Annotated in this window: 9 protein-coding genes; all 9 read right to left on the reverse strand. The window is 67.1% G+C overall.

Annotation, left to right across the window (positions count from 1 at the left end):
- Positions 1 to 5 precede the first annotated feature (5 nt).
- Entirely contained in the window at positions 6 to 6,422 is a 6,417-nt protein-coding gene (locus BTH42_RS16360; RefSeq protein ID WP_075301211.1) for a type I polyketide synthase, read from the reverse strand.
- Positions 6,423 to 6,761: 339 nt separating this feature from the next.
- Positions 6,762 to 8,252, reverse strand: a complete 1,491-nt coding sequence (locus BTH42_RS16365) for a TolC family outer membrane protein (protein ID WP_256702064.1) — start codon at positions 8,250 to 8,252, stop codon at positions 6,762 to 6,764.
- Complete coding sequence (locus tag BTH42_RS16370; protein ID WP_075301213.1) at positions 8,245 to 10,386, reverse strand: peptidase domain-containing ABC transporter; 2,142 nt, start codon at positions 10,384 to 10,386, stop codon at positions 8,245 to 8,247. Before BTH42_RS16370 ends, BTH42_RS16365 begins: the two co-directional genes overlap by 8 nt.
- A 2-nt stretch (positions 10,387 to 10,388) precedes the next feature.
- Positions 10,389 to 11,585 (reverse strand): HlyD family secretion protein, encoded by a 1,197-nt coding sequence (locus BTH42_RS16375; RefSeq protein WP_075301215.1) that lies wholly within the window; start codon positions 11,583 to 11,585, stop codon positions 10,389 to 10,391.
- A 120-nt stretch (positions 11,586 to 11,705) separates the two neighbouring features.
- Positions 11,706 to 12,641, reverse strand: a complete 936-nt coding sequence (locus BTH42_RS16380; protein WP_075301217.1) for a hypothetical protein — start codon at positions 12,639 to 12,641, stop codon at positions 11,706 to 11,708.
- Positions 12,642 to 12,716: 75 nt separating this feature from the next.
- Positions 12,717 to 12,863, reverse strand: a complete 147-nt coding sequence (locus BTH42_RS35480) for a hypothetical protein (protein WP_178392182.1) — start codon at positions 12,861 to 12,863, stop codon at positions 12,717 to 12,719.
- Between the two features lie 205 nt (positions 12,864 to 13,068).
- A complete protein-coding gene (locus BTH42_RS16385) occupies positions 13,069 to 14,118 on the reverse strand; it encodes a fimbrial protein (RefSeq protein ID WP_075301219.1) in 1,050 nt (349 codons plus the stop codon).
- Positions 14,119 to 14,240: 122 nt separating this feature from the next.
- Positions 14,241 to 14,540: a hypothetical protein gene (locus BTH42_RS16390; protein ID WP_075301221.1), complete on the reverse strand. Its 300-nt coding sequence runs from the start codon at positions 14,538 to 14,540 to the stop codon at positions 14,241 to 14,243.
- Between the two features lie 76 nt (positions 14,541 to 14,616).
- Positions 14,617 to 17,382 (reverse strand): fimbria/pilus outer membrane usher protein, encoded by a 2,766-nt coding sequence (locus tag BTH42_RS16395; protein WP_256702065.1) that lies wholly within the window; start codon positions 17,380 to 17,382, stop codon positions 14,617 to 14,619.
- Positions 17,383 to 17,544: the final 162 nt, after the last annotated feature.

Raw genomic sequence — 17,544 nt, forward strand, 5'->3', positions numbered from 1 at the left:
CCGCATCACGCGACCTTCGCGACCGGCGCGGCCGCGTCCGTATCGCCCCAGCCGAACGCGTTCAACGTCTTGTCGACGATCGCGCGCACGGTCAGGTCGTCGAGAATCTCCAGCACCGACACCGCGATGCCGAGATGGCGATTGAGCAGCGACTGGATCTCGGTCGCCATCAGCGAGTCGACGCCGAGATCGAGGATCGGCCGGTCGACCGGAATCGCGTCGGCGCTGGTCTCCAGCTCGTCGGCGATCAGCGCCGCGACGAGGCTCGCGAGCACCGTGAAGCGCTCGGCGGCCGGCACCTCGGCCAGTTCCGCGCGCAGCACCGCGCCCGGATCGGCGTCGGCGCTGGTGTCGGCGGCGATCAGATCGCGATAGCGCGGCGATTGCGCGGCCAGCGTTTCGTAGCGGCCCCAGTCGCTCCAGTTGGTGATCAGCGTGATGCCGAGCTGGGTCGTCTCGCGCAACAGCGCGCGTTCGAGCCAGCGCAGCCCTTCGGCCGACTGCATCCCGCGCAGCCCCATGTAGCGCATGAACTGTTCGAGCTTCTCGTCGCGGGTGACCACGCCGACGTCGGCAATTGCGCCCCAGTTGATGCTGGTGGCCGGCAGCCCGAGCGCGCGGCGATGCCACGCGAGGCCGTCGAGGAAGCCGTTGGCGGCCACGTAGCTCGCCTGGCGGCTATTGCCGACCAGGTTCGCGATCGACGAATACAGCACGAAATAATCGAGCGGCAGGTCGCGGGTCGCCTCGTGCAGCAGCCGCGCGCTTTCCGCCTTGCTGCGCATCACCGCGACGAGGTTGCGCGGATCGAGTTCGACGATCGGCTCGTCGATGATCACGGCCGCCGAGTGGAACACGCCGGCCAGCGGCGCGGCCGAGCTTGCGAGCGTCGCGAACAGATCGCCGACCTCGCCGGCCTTCGACAGATCGCATTTGATGAACGCGACGCGCGCGCCGCGCTCCTCCAGTTCCGCGACGAACGCGCGCCGCTCCGGCGTATCGATACCGCTGCGTCCGGCCAGCACGATGTGGCGTGCGCCATGCTCGACCAGCCAGCGCGCGGTCTTCTGACCGAAGCCGCCGAGACCGCCCGTGACGAGATAGCTGGCGTCGGCACGCAAGCTGAGCGCTTCATGCACGCGCAGCTGCAACGGCGTATCCGCGGCGTCGAAGCTGACGATCAGCGGGCTGTCCGCGTCCGGCAGCGCGAGCTTGCGGCTCGCCAGATCGACGATCGACACGGCCAGGCTATCGACCGGCGTCGGCTCGCCGCTGCCCACTCGTTCGATCGCATTGCGCAGCGCCGCGACGAAGCGGCCCGCGCGCTGCGTGAGCACCGCGAGATCGGCGCGCACGATCGACGCGGCCTGCGGCGGCACCGTGAACGGCTGCGTGCGCGGCGCGGTATCGATCAGCACACCGCCGGCGGCGAGCGCGTACCAGCCGAAGCTGTCGGCCCACGCGCTCATCGGCGCGACGATCGCATCGAAGCCGCGATCCCCGGTTACGTCGGCGACCGCCGTTTCGAGCGCGCCGTGCGTGGCGGCAATCGCCGCGACCACGTTGCCGGCCGGCTGGCGCGTCGAGCCTTCGGCCGGGCTCGCGAACAGCGTGGTCTCGATGCCGCGCCGGCGCAGCGCCGCGCCGACCGCCAGACCGAGTTCGTCGGCGGCGATCAGCACACGCGCATCGGCGGCGAGATCGGCCTGCTCGACGAGGCGTTCGGCGACCGCTTCGCGCAGCGCGACGAACAGCAGCGCCGTGGCCGCCTTCGTATCCGCAACGCCTGCCGCGGGCGGCAGTTCGACCAGCTGGAACGCCGAGCGCGGACCGCGAATATGACTCGCGAAATCGGCCGGCGCGAGACCGTACACGCGCTGCCCGATCCGCAGATCGGTGACGTCGCCGCCGACTCCGCTAACCGTCGCGACCACTTCGACGAAGTCCTGATCGAGCGAGTCGGCGCCCGAGTGGCGCAGCGCGCGCATCGTCAGCGCGACCTGCTCGATGCGCAGCTCGATCGCGTCGTTCGCGAGCGGCGCGCGCACCGTTTCGATCAGCTTCACGCTGCCGGCGCTCTCCTGCTCCTCGTGTTCGGCGACGCTGCGCACCTGCACCGCGCGCTCGGTGCCGAGCGGCACCGTTTCGATCCGCGGCGCGGCGAGCCACGGCTTCGCTTCGAGACGGCTCGCGAAGCGATGGCCGCGACGGATCGCGACTTCGTCTTCGTCGGCGTCGCACAGCAGTTCGAGAATCGCCGCGTCGAGGTCGTCATCGCTCGCGGCGGCCGGGATATCGACCGTGCTGAAGCGCATCGCTTCGAGTTCGTTGAACGCGACGCGCGCGAAACCGTTCAGCGCGGTTTGCGCGGGTTCGACCGCGATATGGTTGGCGCGGTCGCCGTCGCCGACGCTGAACGCGTTGCGGGTCAGCAGATACGTGCGCGGCCGCTGCGCGACCGGCAACGCCGCCAGTTGACGCGTAATGCCGAGCATGAACAGCAGCGCTTCGGTGGCGGTCGGATCGACGCCGTCGAGCGCGGCCTGGGCGCCGTGCGCGAACAGCACACCGCTGACCGGGCCGGCCGCGGCGAGGGCCTTGGCGATATCGTCGGCCGAGTCGGGGCGCACGCTGATGCGCGCGCCGTCCACGTTGAAACCGGCGCCCGCGTGCAGCCGCGCGCAGACTCGCGCGCCGAACGCTTCGAGGCCCTCGGCGAGGCGGTCGGTCAGCGCGGCCGCCGCCGGGTCTTCGATCACCAGCCAGTGACCGAGCCGCTTTGGTTCGCTCGCGCTGCCGGCGTCGTGCCATTCGTAGCGGGTCATCTGCAGCTTGACCGGATCGCCGAAGTCGTCGGTGCGGGCGACCTTCGCGGACGACGCGGTCACGCGCATCTCGCGGATCACCGCGAGCACCGCGCCCGAATCGTCGACCAGCGTCAGGTCCGCATCGATATGCTGCGGGCTCACGCGCACCTGCACCGCCTCGCACCAGTAGCGCGCGGGCAGTTGCGGGACCAGCAGACGCAGCTCCTTGAAACCGGTCGGCAGGAAGGTCGCTTCGTTGTCCTCGAGCAGGCTGACCAGCACCTGGAAGCACGCGTCGAGCATCACCGGCTGCGCCAGATAACCGGCCTCGCGCAGCGCCGGATCGCGTTCGATCAGCGCCAGCACGCGGCCGCCCTGCGGCGCCAGATGCAGCGCCTTGACGGTCTGGAATTTCGCTCCGTACTGCAAACCGATGCGGGCAAGCTGGCGATAGAACTCGGCCGGCTCGCGCTCGACCGGCAACGCGGCGCGCCATGCGTCGAGATCGACGCGGCGCGCCTCGGCCGCGCCGAGCGCGGCGACGCTGGCGGTCAGATGCAACTGCCCTTCGCCGATCTTGCCGCTGTCGAGGCTGCGAATCGCCGCACGCCGCGTGTCGCGGTCGTAGCTCGATACGTAGTCGATCGCACGGTCGCCGGCCAGCACCAGCGGCGCGCGAATCTCGACGTCGCCGATGCGCCAGCCCGGCGCGCGCGGATGCAGCAGCGCGGCCATTTCGAGCAGCGTTTCGATGTAGCCGGCGGCCGGCATGATCGCGGTGCCGGACACGATGTGGTCCTTCAGATAGGCAAGCTCGTCGTATTCGAGGTCGTTGACCCACACGCCGGTCGCCGGATACTGCTCGCAGCCGAGCAGCGGCCGCTCGGTCGGGCTCACGCGCTGATACACCGAGCGCTCGGTTTCGAGCCATGCGCGCTCGCGCTGCCACGGATAGTTCGGTAGCGCGGTGAAGCGGCCCGCGCCGTTCAGCGCGCGCCAGTCGAGCGTGCAGCCGCTTGCGAACACCTGGGCGATCGCGCGGTACACGCGCTTGCATTCGGCCTCGTTGCGCCGCAGCGTTTCGACCAGACGGATCTCTTTCGCGCGCGCCTTCACGCAGTCGCGCATCGCGCTCGACAGCACCGGATGCGGGCCGACTTCGACGAAGGTCGCAAAACCCGCGTCGACCAGCGACTGCACCGCATCCGCGAACGCGACCGGCTCGCGCACGTTGCGCGCCCAGTACTCGGCGCCGAACGACGGCCCTTGCAGGCGCTGTCCGGTGACCGTCGAATAGACCGGAATCACCGGTTCACGCGCGACGATGCCGCGCAGCGACGTGGTCAGCTCGGCGAGAATCGGCTCCATCAGATAGCTGTGGTACGGCACCTCGACGTTCAGCACGCGGTTGAAGATTTCGCGCGCGGACAGCTCGGCGGCCAGCGCCTCGATCGCCGCGGTTTCGCCCGACAGCGTCAGCGTGTTCGGGCCGTTCGCCGCGGCGATTTCGACGCGCCCCGCGTACGTTTCGAGCAACGGCGCGAGCGCGTCGCGGCCGACGCCGACCGCGAGCATGCTGCCGGTGCCGGCGGTTTGCGCCTGCAAACGGCTGCGTTCGTAGCTGACCCGCAATGCGTCTTCGAGACTCAACGCGCCGCTGACCGCGGCCGCCGCGACTTCGCCGACGCTATGGCCGACCACCGCGCCCGGCGTCACGCCCGCGGCGCGCAGCACCGCGACGATGCCCCACTGCACGATGAAGTTGGCCGGCTGCGCATAGATCGTCCTGGTGATCTGCGAGTCGGCTTCGCTTTTGAGCATCTCGGCGAGGATCGAAAAACCGGAGATGCGCTGGAAAATCGCGTCGGCTTCGTCGACGGCCGCGCGATACAGCGGCTCGTCGCGATAGAGCTGCTGGCCCATCGCCCACCATTGCGGACCCATCCCGCTGAACACCCAGACCGGCAGCTCGCGCGCGCCGATCACCTGCTGACCGGTGACGAGATGTTCCGACAGCTCGCCTTGCACCAGCGCATGCAGCGCGGCGCGCAACTGCTCGCGGTCCGCGCCGAGCGCGACCGCGCGCTGACTGAGCGGCGCGCGGCGCAGCGCGGCCGAATGCAGCAGATCGGTGACGTTGGTTGCGGACTCGCCGAGCGCGTCGTGATAACGCTGCGCGAGCGCCTGCAACGCGGCGGGGCTGCGCGCGGACAGCGGCAGATAGAGCGGCAGATGGTCGGGGCGCGCGGGCGCGGCGGCCGCGTTAGCGGCGTCAGCGGTGGCCGCCGCCGCGCTCGCGTTCGCCGTGGCATGGACGGGTTCAGGCGCCGAGCGCAGCACCACGTGCGCATTGGTGCCGCCATAACCGAACGAATTGATCGCGACGAGGAACGGCTCGCCGGCCGGCGCGAGCGTGATCGGCGCATCGGCCAGCCGCACGCCGAGTTCCTCGAACGGGATACCCGGGTGCGGGGTTTGCAGATTGCCGAGCGGGAACGCCTCGCGATGCTGCAACGACAGCACCGCCTTGATCACGCCCGCGACGCCGGCGCCGGCTTCCATGTGACCGATGTTGCTCTTGATCGAGCCGAGCACGACACGCTCGTCGCCGTGACGGCCGGTGCCGTACACCGAGCCGATCGCGGCCGCTTCGATCGGATCGCCGACCGCGGTGCCGGTGCCATGGCATTCGACGTAGCGCACGTTGCGCGTGTCGATCGAGAATCGTTCGGACACCTCGCGAATCAGCTCGCGCTGCGCTTCCTCGCTCGGCATCGAGATGCCGGGCGTGCGACCGTCCGAGTTGACGCCCGCGCCCGCGACCGTCGCGAGGATCGTGTCGCCGTCGGCGAGTGCGCGCTCGAGCGGCTTGAGCAGCACGATGCCGCCGCCCTCGGCGCGGCCGTAGCCGTCGCCGCGCGCGTCGAACGATTTGCACTGGCCGTCGCGCGACAGGAACTGCCCCTTGCTCATGCCGATCGGGTACTCGGGGCGCGTCATCACGTTCGCGCCGCCGACCACCGCCATCTCGCAGTCGCCGGCCCAGATATCGCGGCACGCATAGCTGAACGCGACCAGCGACGACGAACAGGCAGTGTCGATCGACAGGCTCGGCCCGCGCAGATCGAACGCATGCGACAGGCGGTTCGCGAGCATCGTCATCATCATGCCGGCCGCGGTGTTCGCGTTGTGGCGGGTGCGGTTCGACACCTGCATCAGCGTGACCATATGGTCGAGCATGAAGCCGCCCACGTAGACGCCGACCTTGCGGCCCGCGTGCGCGGGCAGATCGAGCCCGGCGTTCTCGAACGCTTCCCAGATCAGTTCGAGCAGCAGCCGCTGCTGCGGGTCGATGTTTTCGGCGACGCGCGCGGGCAGATCGAAAAAGCCGGCGTCCATCGAGCGCACGTCCTGCGTGATGAAGTTCGCGCGGTCGACATAGGCCTTGCCCTTCGCGCTTTCGTCGGACGCGTAGTAGCGCGCGGCATCCCAGCGGTCCGGCGCGACCGGCCCCGCGGTCACGGTGCGCGCGCGCATGGCCTCGACGAGTAGATCAAGATTGTCGAGACCACCCGGGAAACGCCCGGCCATCCCCACCACCGCAATGTCACGCATGTTCGTTCCTTATTCTAATAAAAGCCAAAAACTATTGATAAATTCGAATCGAATAAATTTAATTCAGCACCCTGTTTTTCGGTGTCTTAGATATTCGATTTATTATTGAGATTTGGTATTCGCCGGCGAGCTGGATGAGTGCGGCTTTTCGCTGAAAATCCCTGCAAACCAAGGTGCTTTTGCACAGCTTCCATAGGGATGTTTTTTACATTTATACAGATTCTTAATCGTTAATATTTCTTTAAATCCCCGCCCCGCAAGACGAGCGCAACCCACCGGAAATTACCCGGTAATTTCAAGATAATTTCAGCGTTAATTTTTTAAAACTTGCGGCGCCGATTAATGCGCGGCCGTGGCGGCGTCACCGCGGCCACTCGCGGGGGGCACGGCGGAGCCTGGGGCAGCCACCGCCAGTTGCGCGTTGATGGCCGCCACTTCGTCGACATTCAGCGCGGCGGTCTGCGCCTTCAGTTGCAGCAGCGCGAGGATCGTGTCGTAGCGCGCGCGCAGCAGATCGCGCTGGTTCGTGTACAGCGTGTCGGTCGCGCGCAGCACGTCGGTGCTGGTGCGGCTGCCGACCCGGTAGCCGATGCGCGTCGCCGCGAGCGCGTCGCGCGAACTTTGCGTGATACGCGCGAGCAGATCGGTGCGGGTGAGTCCCGACGTGAAGCGGGTGTACGCATCGCGCGCGGCGGCGCCCGCCTGGCGCGCGGCGGACTCGGCCGCGTCCTCGGCCTGGTCGCGCTGCGCGAACGACTGACGCAGGCGCGCCTGGATTTCGCCGCCGGAGAACAGCGGGATCGTCACGGTCAGCATCGCGGTCGTCGTGGTGGTCGGGCGCGCATAACCGGACGCCGCGCCGGCCGGCGTGTAACCCGCCTGCAGATTGACGACCGGATAGTGCGCGGCGCGCGCCTTGCTGACGTCGAGTTTCGCGATCTGCCAGTCGAGCTGCTTGAGCTGCACCGCGTAGCCTTGCCCGCTCGCCTGCCCGACCCAGCTGTCGAGGTCGGCCGGTTCGAGCCGCGGACGCACCGGCGTGGCCGCGAGCCGCGACAACGGCGTGAACGGCTGCCCGGTCGCGAGTTCGAGCGCCTGGCGTTTCAGATGCAGCGCGCTGGTCGCATCGAGCTGCTGCAACTGCGCCTGCTGGCTCAGCGCGTCGGCCTCGCGCAGATCGATCAGCGTCGCGTCGCCGGCCGCGCGGCGGCGCTGCAGTTCTTCGATCTGCGTGCCGACCGCCGCCAGGTAATCGGTCGCGCGTTGCAGTTCGTCTTCGGCCGCGAGTTCGTCGAAGTACGCCTGCGCGGCGCGCAGGATCGTGCTCTGGCGCGCGTCCGCATAGGTGAGCGCGCCCTGCGCTTCGACGAGGTCGGCCTGCTGGTAGCCGGTCCAGCGCGCCCAGTCGAACAGCGGTTGCGACAGGCTCACGGTCCAGCCGCTTTGCCAGTACGCGACCGGCGTATAGCCCTGATTCGCGATGCGGTTGTAGCCGCGCCCCCAGCCGCCGTCGATGCGCGGCAGCAACGCCGCGCGCGCGATCGGCCTGGCCTGCCGCGCGGCCGCGTAGCCGGCCTCGGCGGCGGCGAGATCGGCGTCGTGGCCGATCGCCTGGTCGACGATCGTCATCAGGTCGACGGGCTGCAAGGCGGACGCGGGGGCGGCTTTGACGGCAGCGGTGGTGCTGGCCGTGGTGCCTGTTGCGACCGCGGAGCCCGTTGCTGCGTTCGTTGCTGCGTTCGTTGCAGTGCCGGTCGTGGTGCCGGCCACGGCGCCGGTCGCGACGCAGCCGGCCAGCAGAATTAGCAGCATGCCGCCGTGCTTATTCATTTGTGGTGCTCAGGTTGTCGCGAACGTCGCGTTGCGGGTCGGCCTGGCTATCGCTGTGCCCTTCCCGCACCAGTTCCCCTTCGTGCAGCCGGTAGCGCCGCCCGAACGCGGCCGCGAGCGACATATCGTGCGTAATCACCACGACCGTGCAGTCGAGCCGCAGCAGCAAAGCCGCGACATGGCGCACCGATTCCGGATCGAGATTCGACGTCGGTTCGTCGAGCAGCAACACCTCGCGCCGCTGGTACAACGCGCGCGCAAGCAGCAGCCGCTGCCGCTGCCCGGCCGAAATATTCGCGATCGTGTCGCTGATGATCGTGCGGGTACGCATCGGCAGACGCATCACGTCGGCGAGCAGGCCGACGTCGTCGAGCAGCCGATGGATGCGCTCCTCATCCGCATGCCCCTCGAACAGCGAGATGTTGTCCGCGATCGAGCCGTGCAGAATCAGGTCGCCCTGGCGCATATGGGTCGCATGGCGGCGGATTTCGTCGACGTGCAGGTTCGGCCACGCGATGCCGTTCAGCGCAATCTGCCCTTCCTGCAGCGGCTCGGCCGCGGCGAGCAGCTTGAACAGCGTCGACTTGCCGCTGCCCGACGGCCCGGTGATCACGATCTTGTCGCCGCGGCAAATTTCGAGGTTCGCATTCCTGAGCACCGGCTGGTCCGACACGCCGTAGCGGAACGACACGCCGCGAATCGACAGGTCGCGAAATTCCCGCACCTCGACCGCTTTCTGAACGTCCTCGGGCGGCGTATAGCGCTCGCTTTCGCACTTGACGATATCGTCGACCCGCGCGACCGGCACGCTCAGCATGAAATAGCCGAACACCGCGTTGATCGAGCGCGCGAGCCGCTCCGACAGCAGCGCCTTGTAGATCAGAAACGAATAGAACACGCCGACCGAAATCTCGCCGCCCAGCATCAGCTGCGCGGCGAGCCAGGTGATCACGATCATGTCCGCGTAGTCGACCAGTTTCAGGATCGCATCGCGCAGGCCGCCGAGCTGGTTGCTGGTCAGCGTCGCCGCGATGAAGTCGCGATACTTCGTCATGTAACGCGCGGTGCGGCGCGTCTCGCCTTGCGACAGCTTGATCAGCGAGGCCGCGCGGATCGTCTCGATCAGCGCGTCGTCGCATTGCGCGGAGCGTTCCAGCACCAGCGCGTGGTTGTCGCGCATCCGCACGAACAGCGCGAACGCGACCGTCACGTAGAACGCGAAAATCCCCACCGCGACCGCGGTCAGCAGCGGACTTTGCACCAGCATCAGCACGAACGCGAGCAGCCCGACCGCGATGTCGATATACAGCGACACCGCGGTGCGGGTCGCATAGGTGTTGATCTCGTCCTGCGCCTTCAGGCGTGCGAACAGATCGCCGACGTTGCGCTTCTCGAACCACGGCAGCGGATTGCGCAGCAGATGGCCGAGCAGCCCCTCGGTCATGCCGATCCGCGTGCGCCCTTCGAGCACCTCGACGAGCCGCGCCTGCACGTACTGGCTCAACGCGCCGATCGCGAACAGACTCGCGAAGGTCAGCACGAGCACGTTCAGCAGGTTCAGGTTGTCGGTGGCGACCACGTAGTCGAGCACCAGATTGCCGAGATACGGCATGGCCAGAATCGCGACCTGGCTGCCGAGCGCGACGAACAGCACCTTCGCGATCTGCGCGGACAGCATCGGGTTGCTCGCGCGCACCCGCGCGAGCGCGGCGGCCACCCCGGAGTCCGCGCGGATGCGCGGCAGTTGCGGAGTGGGCCCGCATTCGAGCAGATAGCCGGACACGTTGGCCGCGAACGTGTCGAGCGACACGCGCCGGCGGCCGCTGGCCGGATCGATGATATGCACGTAGCCGCGCCGGTATTTGTCGAACACGACGAAATGCGCGCCGCCGAAATGGATGATCGAGCCGCGCGCGACCTCGTGCAGATCGGCGACGTCGAAGCGATACGCCTGCACCGCGAGGCCGAATTCGACCGCGACGTCGTACAGGTCCATCAACGTGAGCCCGTTCGCCGAGATCGGCCGGAACGCGGACAGCTCGCGCACTTCGGTTGCGCGGCCCAGATGCGAGAGCACCATCGCGAGACACGCGTAGCCGCATTCGGCCACTTCATTCTGATAGATCGTGCGCACCGTTACCCCCTTAGCATGCGAAACAGCGGCGCCAGCACCCATTCGGCGATGGTCCTGCGTTCGACCACGATGCTCGCGGTCGCGCGCATGCCCGGCAAAATCCGGAACTGCTGGCGCTCGAACACGAAGGTGTCGCCGGCCAGCGTGGCCCACGCCATGTAGTCGCCGGCCTCGCTCGCCTTCGCGTCGGACGCGCTGTCCGGCGAGATCTGTGTCTGCACCGTGGTGCTCGAAATCGCGTCGATCCGCGCCGCGTAGCTGCCGAAGCGTTCATAGGGGAACGCGTCGAATTTCAGCCGCACCGTGTCGCCTTCGCGCACGAAGCCGCGCTGGCGCGATGGAATTCGCAGCGCGGCGCGCAACGGCCCGTGCTCGCGCGTGCCGATCACGAGCGCGACGTCGGCCGCGGCCAGCGAGCGGCCCGGCACCAGATTCGAAAACGTCACCACGCCGGCCTGCGGCGCGGAGATCGTCTGGTCCTGGCGCAGCTGTTCGAAACGCAGCCTGATGTCCTGCAGATCGCGCGTATGCTGCGCGTCGAGTTCGCGCAGCTGCGCCTGCAGATCGGTCTGCGTGCTCTGCTGGGTGGCCAGCTCGCCGACCAGCTGCTGACGCCGCGCGAGACCCTGCGCGACCGCGACCTTGCCCTGATGCACGTCGGCGCTGGCCTGCTCGATGCGATCGGCGGTCACGTAGTCGGACACCGATTGCAGCCGCGTGAGCTTGCGCGCGGATTCGTCGACCAGCGCGCGGTTCTGCGCGATCTGCTGATCGAGCGCCGCCTGCTCCGCGTGGCGGCTTTGCAGCGTTTGCGCGGACGCGGCCAGTTGCGCGCTCAACGCGCCGCGCCGCTGCGTGTACTGCGCCTCGGACGTGCGCAGCTGGTCGTCGCGCATCCGCGCGTCGTACACCGGCCGCTGCACGCCGTCGCTGGCGAGCGACAGGTCGCGCTTGAGCTGGAACAGCGGCTCGCCGGCCTTCACGTGCGCCAGCGGCTGCACGTAGATCGCGGACACGAGGCCGCTGAGGCCCTGAATCTTGACCTCGTCGGGCGAGACGATTTCGCTCTGCACGTCCTGCTTCAATTCGATTTCGTGCAGAAACGCGAAGGCGATCGCGCCGATCACCAGTCCGGACGTCGCGTAGGCGATCCAGCGCCACGGCACGTCCTTGAATTGCGGAAGTTGAGTCGATTCCATCGATGCTGCTCATGCCGGGGTGATTGGCATGCCTTATTGTCTGTAGCGGCTTGGGCGGCCGGGAAACCGGGCGTGGAGGCGCGCCTGCCCGTCGCGGCAATGCGAGCCGTAGTCAGCGTGCTAACGGGACGCGGCGAACGCGTACAGCGACGGATGCCCGGCGGCGAGCCAGCGGCCGTAATTCGCGCGCAGCGCGGTGGCGATGCAGTCGGCCACCCGTTGCGGCGCGTCTGGCGCCGCCAGCGGCAGCGGCTCGAATAGCTCGGCGTCGAAGCGGCCGCGCTCGAAGGTCAGATAAAACGGCAATAGCCACGCGTTCAGCGGCGCGCCCAGTCGAAACACGCCGTGATGAATTCGCGCGCCGCGGCCGAACATCTCGACGCCGACGGTCTCCATCGGATAGCGGTGCATCGTGAACGGCGGCACGTCGGCGAACAGCACCAGCACACCGTTGCGTTTGAGCGAACGCACGACGCGCAGGCCGAGGCCGCCGCGGTTGTCGTCGTCGAACGTGTACAGCACGTTCACGCCCGGAATCTGCGCCTGGTCGTTGCCGTACAGATTGCGCGGCATCCCCGACACGACCGCGATCGAGCCGAGTTCCAGCTGCGCGCGCAATTCGTCGATTACATAAATGTTCGCGTACTGCGACACGTAGTGAAACGGCGACACGATCACCGGAGAGCCGGGATGCGTCTGCCTGAGCCGCGCGATCTGTTGCGCGAGCTTCGCGGCGACCGCCTGCAGGTCGGGCCAATGCTCGACGCCGCGCACGTGGCGGCCGAAATAGATACGCCGGTCGATCAGATGTTCGAGTGTGCGACCCGTGCGTGCGCGGCGCGTTTCGCGCGGCGCGAGATCCACGAGGTCGGGCCCCGGTTCCGCGCGCACCACGCCGCTTGCGCGCCGCTTCGCGCTGAACAGAGCGCCGGTCAGCTCGCCGGCGACCGCGAGCGGCTCCAGCAGCGACGCCGGCACGCGCGCCAGCACAGCGCGTTGGCCGCGATATTTCGCGTAGCGCAGATATCTGCGCAGCCGTGAGGAAAGTGAGCGCATAGGCAGCCCCGGCCGGAGACGGCGCGAGGGCGGCCGGGTTCGACCGCCCTCGCGCGTACGACCGGTTAGCGGCTATTACGCGCTGGTCACCGGCAGCGGGTTGCCGCCCGTGCCGCCCGTCGACGACGTGTCCGTCGTGCAGGTGGTGGTATCGCAGCTGGTCTTGCAGCAGCCGCCTGCGACGTTGGACTTGGCGAGTTCGTTACGATCGATCTGTTGCATTTTGATATCCTATTTTCAAATAAAAAGATTTTCCGGATTCACTAATTCCCCATGAATCCGGCCTGCAAATTATGCCCGATTAATTAAGCTATGCAATACGCTTAATGAAATTTGACACAGCGCAAATATCAAAAAAATCCGATTTATCTTGAAATAAAAATGGAATTAAAAATAGCGATAACGTCAATCTGAGAACTTCGAATATTTACTGGTAAGACATCGTGAACGTCGCGACGCCGTTGGCGCTGCCGGGCGTCATGGTGCCGTCGGTTTTCACGTAACGTCCGCCGAACGGCAGCGTCAACACCGTGTCGGTGCCGGTGGTGGTGCCGAGAAAGATCTGATTCACATTACCCGCCACCGATGAATCGGGTCCATAAGCAATCGGATTACCGTCTTTCAGGATCTGTATGCCGACGCCTTTCGCGCTGGAATCCGATGTCAACGACAACGCATTAGAATTATTCCCAGGATTATTGCTATCCGTAAAAGTCACGTAATAGCTGGTCGCGACACCCCCGCAATTCAACCCGATCTGGAAAGGCACGGTATTGGAGGTCGAGCCCACCCCACCGAACTGGCTGATCGGCACGCTGCCGAGCGGCACGGAGATCGAAGGCGTGGTGACCGTGCAGGTCTGGTTGGCGATCTGCACCGCGTTCGCCAGCGACACCGTGCCCGCGACCAGCCCCCCGACGGTCGCCGAGAAATACTGCCCGGCCGGAATGGTCTGACTGCTGATCAGCGGCGACAGCTTGATCAGTTGCATCGTCACGGTCGGTCCGAGGTACGCATAGCATTTGCCGCCCGCCGTCTGACCGCACGAAGCAGGCTGGAAGAAAGTTACCGGCAGCGTGCCCGTGGCGGTCGGATAGTAGTTCGAGCCCGACTGCAGCGTGTAGCCGATACCGGTCGAACCGATCGGCATCACGTTGTTCGAGCCGGACGAACTACCGCCCTGCAGGTTCGAATAGACGTACGAGGTCGCGGCCGTGCAATACACGCCGGTCGGTGATGCGTTGGTGAATGCCACCGTCGCGGTGCCCTGCCCGATCACGCTGCCCACCGGCGCGTCGCGCGGAATGGTGACGGGCGAAGGGATCGAGATCATGAAATTGGACGTGCCGCCCGAGCCCAGTGAACACTGCGCGTGCGCCAAGCCCGGCAGCAGGGTTGCGCCGATCAGCACGAACGCCGATAGCAGCAGTTTCGACACGACGTGCGTCGCCTCGACAAATCTGGAGATGAGTTTCATAAGGTTCCTTGCGGTGACCGGTTGCAGCAGAACGCGCGTCGCAGTCGGGACGGCGCCCAAAAAAATTACGCGCCGCCATTGCGCTCGCGCGCAGTGCCGGCGCTGTCGCGGCGCTCCCGCGCCTAGCGCACGCCGGGCAGCTGCACGAAGCCGACATTGCGGCCGCCGCGATTGTCGGCATTGCCCGCGTTGGCGGGATTGCTATTGGCGCCCTCCGCCGTCGACGTGCCGGCAGCGCTCACCGCGCCGCCGCTGCCGCCGCTCAGGTTGCGCTGGCGCCACTCGCCGTGAGCCCGCTCGGCCGCCGCGGCGGCGGGATTGCGCGCGATGCCGATGGAACGAACCACCTGCGCGTGAGCCGACAGCGCCGGCAGAACAGACGCTGCGAGCAGCGAAACAATCAGAAAATGGCGTGCTTTCAATTGAGCGGACCTTTCAGGGTTGATCGGATGCTGGAGTGCGCGGGCAGCCGTGCCGCCCGCGCTCGCGGTGCGGATTTCAATGCAGGTAGGCGTCCCCGGTGCCGTCGCCATGCAGGCGCCCCGCGGTCGAAATCCGCGCGGCCATGCTGACGTTCGCCGCGGCCGTGTTGGCCGCCCAGTTCTGCGCGCTCGGCGCGAACGACTGCTGTTCGGCCGGTTCAGGTTGCGGCTGGGCCTGCTGGCCGGACGGCTGTCCTGGTTGCTGCGGCGCTTGCGGCTGCGCCTCTACGGCCGGTGTCGCTTCCGGTGTCGTTTCCGGAGTCGCCACGGGCGCCGTCACCACACCCGTCGCCGGCGCGACCGCGCCCACGTCGCAAACCGCCTCGGCGTGCGCGAACATGCCCTTGTCGGCGTCGCGCGGCGGCAGCTTGTAGTGCAGCAGACACTGCTGGTCGGCCGAGTCGCCCCACTTCACGGTCAACGCGCCTTCGTCGGCGACGCCGCGCACGAAGATCCGGCTGCCCTGACCGATCACGCCGACGTCGTGCCCGTCGCTGTCGAGCACATTCGCGCCGAACGGCAACGTCGCGCCGTTCGGTTGACGCGCGGTGATCACCGCAGCGCGGCCGCTCACCGTGTCGAAATGGATCATCACGACCGAGTTCGCGCGCGGCGTGATCTGCTGGGTCGTCGATTTGAACTCGACGTCGAGCGGCAGGCCCTTCGGATCGATGTCGACCAGATTCATCCGGTACGGCATCAGGTACGGAATCACCGCATAGCCGCGCGGATCGATTCGCACACCTGTCGAATTGGTGACGCGCGCGCCGTAACCGTTCTTCGCTTCGACCACCCCGACCGTGTCGCCGAGATCGTTGGCGAACGTGATACCGCCCGGATGCGCGACCACCGCGCCCGACACGCCGCCCGACAACTGCGAGTAGCCGGAGCCGGTGCTGGCGCTGCCGAGGAAGGTCGCATACGGACTGCGGTACTGGCCGTTGACGCCGCCGACCGTCGAGCCCGGCGAGTGGTTCGCCGTTACGCCGTAGCTGAAGTTGTTGTCCTCGCCCGCGGTGCCGGTCAGCATCGCCTGTTCCGACCAGCCGGTGTTGCTGTCGTGCGCGAAGCTGGTGGCGAGCGTCGGCGCGTGCTGCGACTTGCCGAGCGGCATCGAAACGCTCAGGAATACCTGGTTGTTCATCTGCCCGCTGAGCGTATCGCGCTGGCGCGACAGCGACAGGTTGTAGCTGAAGCTGGTGCCGAGCGCGCGCAGGATGTTGTTGTAGCCGACCTGAAACTGCGTGGTCGTGCCCGAACGGTTCCAGTAGCTGAGCGTCGAGCCGACCACGTACGCGTTGCCGCGGCCGTCGCCGAACCCCTGGTTCATCGTCAGCTGCACCTGGTTGCGCTGGCGGTCGATCGCGTTGGCCGACTGGCCGCGAGAGACCGCATCGCGGGCGAGCATCGCATCGCGCAGCCCCCAGAAGCCGCTCGACGAATAGCGATAGGCCGCGACCGCGAAGTTCGTATCGGTGGCCGCGAGCAGCTTGCTGTAGCTGATCCGCACGCTCTGCCCCGAGGTCGTGCCGGCGCCACGAATGCTCGCGTTCGCCTGCGTGACGTCGAGCGCGACCGCGCCGATCGGCGTATTGAACGCTGCGCCGATGAGCCCCGCCGCGTAACCCTCCGCGGCGGTCACGCCGGCATAACCGGTGATCAGATTGTTGATACCGTACTGGAACGTGCCCTGCAGGATGTTCGGGTGACGGTCCAGCTCCGCGTCGCGAATCTGGCCGATCGCGAAGTTAAAGCGCGAGATGCCCGGGCGCAGCAGCTGCACGACCGACGCATACGGCACCGTGAAGCTGCGCTGGGTGCCGTCGGCCTCGGTCACCGTCACCAGCAGGTTGCCGCCGTAACCGGTCGCGTACAGATCGTCGATCTCGAACGCGCCCGGCGCGACCGTGGTTTCGTACAGACGGTTGCCATTCTGCGACACCGTCACGCGCGCATTGGTCAACGCGACGCCGCGAATCACCGGCGCGTAGCCGCGCTGCGAATCGGGCCGCATGCGGTCGTCGGTGCCGATCTGCGCGCCGCGAATGCCGATGCTGTCGAACACCGCGCCGTCGGTGAACGCATCGCCGAGCGTCAGCTGACTGCTGATGCTGGGCAGATCGTGCTGTACGTACGTCTCGATGTTCTGATACGAACTCGGTCCGTGCGACTGGAACGTGAACGCGGAATTCTGCCGCAGATGCCAGCTGCCGATATTGATGCCGCTGTTCAGGCCGAGATAGCTCTGCGTGCTGCCGTAACCGGAGCCGGTGACGCGAAACGAATTGAAGTTATAGGCGAGTGTCGCGGACGGCACCCCCTCGTCCCAGAACTCGGGGCTCACATAGCCTTGCGGATTGCGCGTGAGCGACGCCTGCGGCACGCTCACGTCGAGCCGCAGATCGGACATGTCGAACGTCACCGATGCGCCCTCGACGATCTCGCCGAGGTCCATGCATTCGCCCCCGCCCGCCAGCACAGCGCGCGCGCTGTCCGTCAGTCTGGTCTGATTCAGGCCGAGACGCCCGACCAGCGCCTTGTCGAAACACGGCGTCGCGCTGTCGGCGCCTTGCGGCGTGCGGAAGTTCACCGCCGGGTGGCCGACCCAGTTGCCGTTCACGTAGAGGTCGACCGTGTATTCGCCGGGCACCACCGGGTTGCCGTGCTCGAAGCGCGACACGTCGACGTTCTGGTTCCGCGGCTTCATCAGGAACTGATCGTCGAACTGGACCTGGGCGATCGTCGCATCGGCGTGTGCGGCAGCCGGAACCCAGCTGGCCAACGCGCTTAGGATCACGAAATGGCTATGCCTCGGAGTGGGCGCTCGGCCCGCGTAACGGTCCCGTTGATTTTGTTGTCTGATACGCATGAATACCGTTCTTTAGACGCTGGACGCGCGCACTACTCGTCACGCGCGATGACTCGGGCGAGTGCCGCGACCGCA

This window comes from Burkholderia sp. SRS-W-2-2016 (assembly GCF_001931485.1).
Taxonomy (GTDB): domain Bacteria; phylum Pseudomonadota; class Gammaproteobacteria; order Burkholderiales; family Burkholderiaceae; genus Paraburkholderia.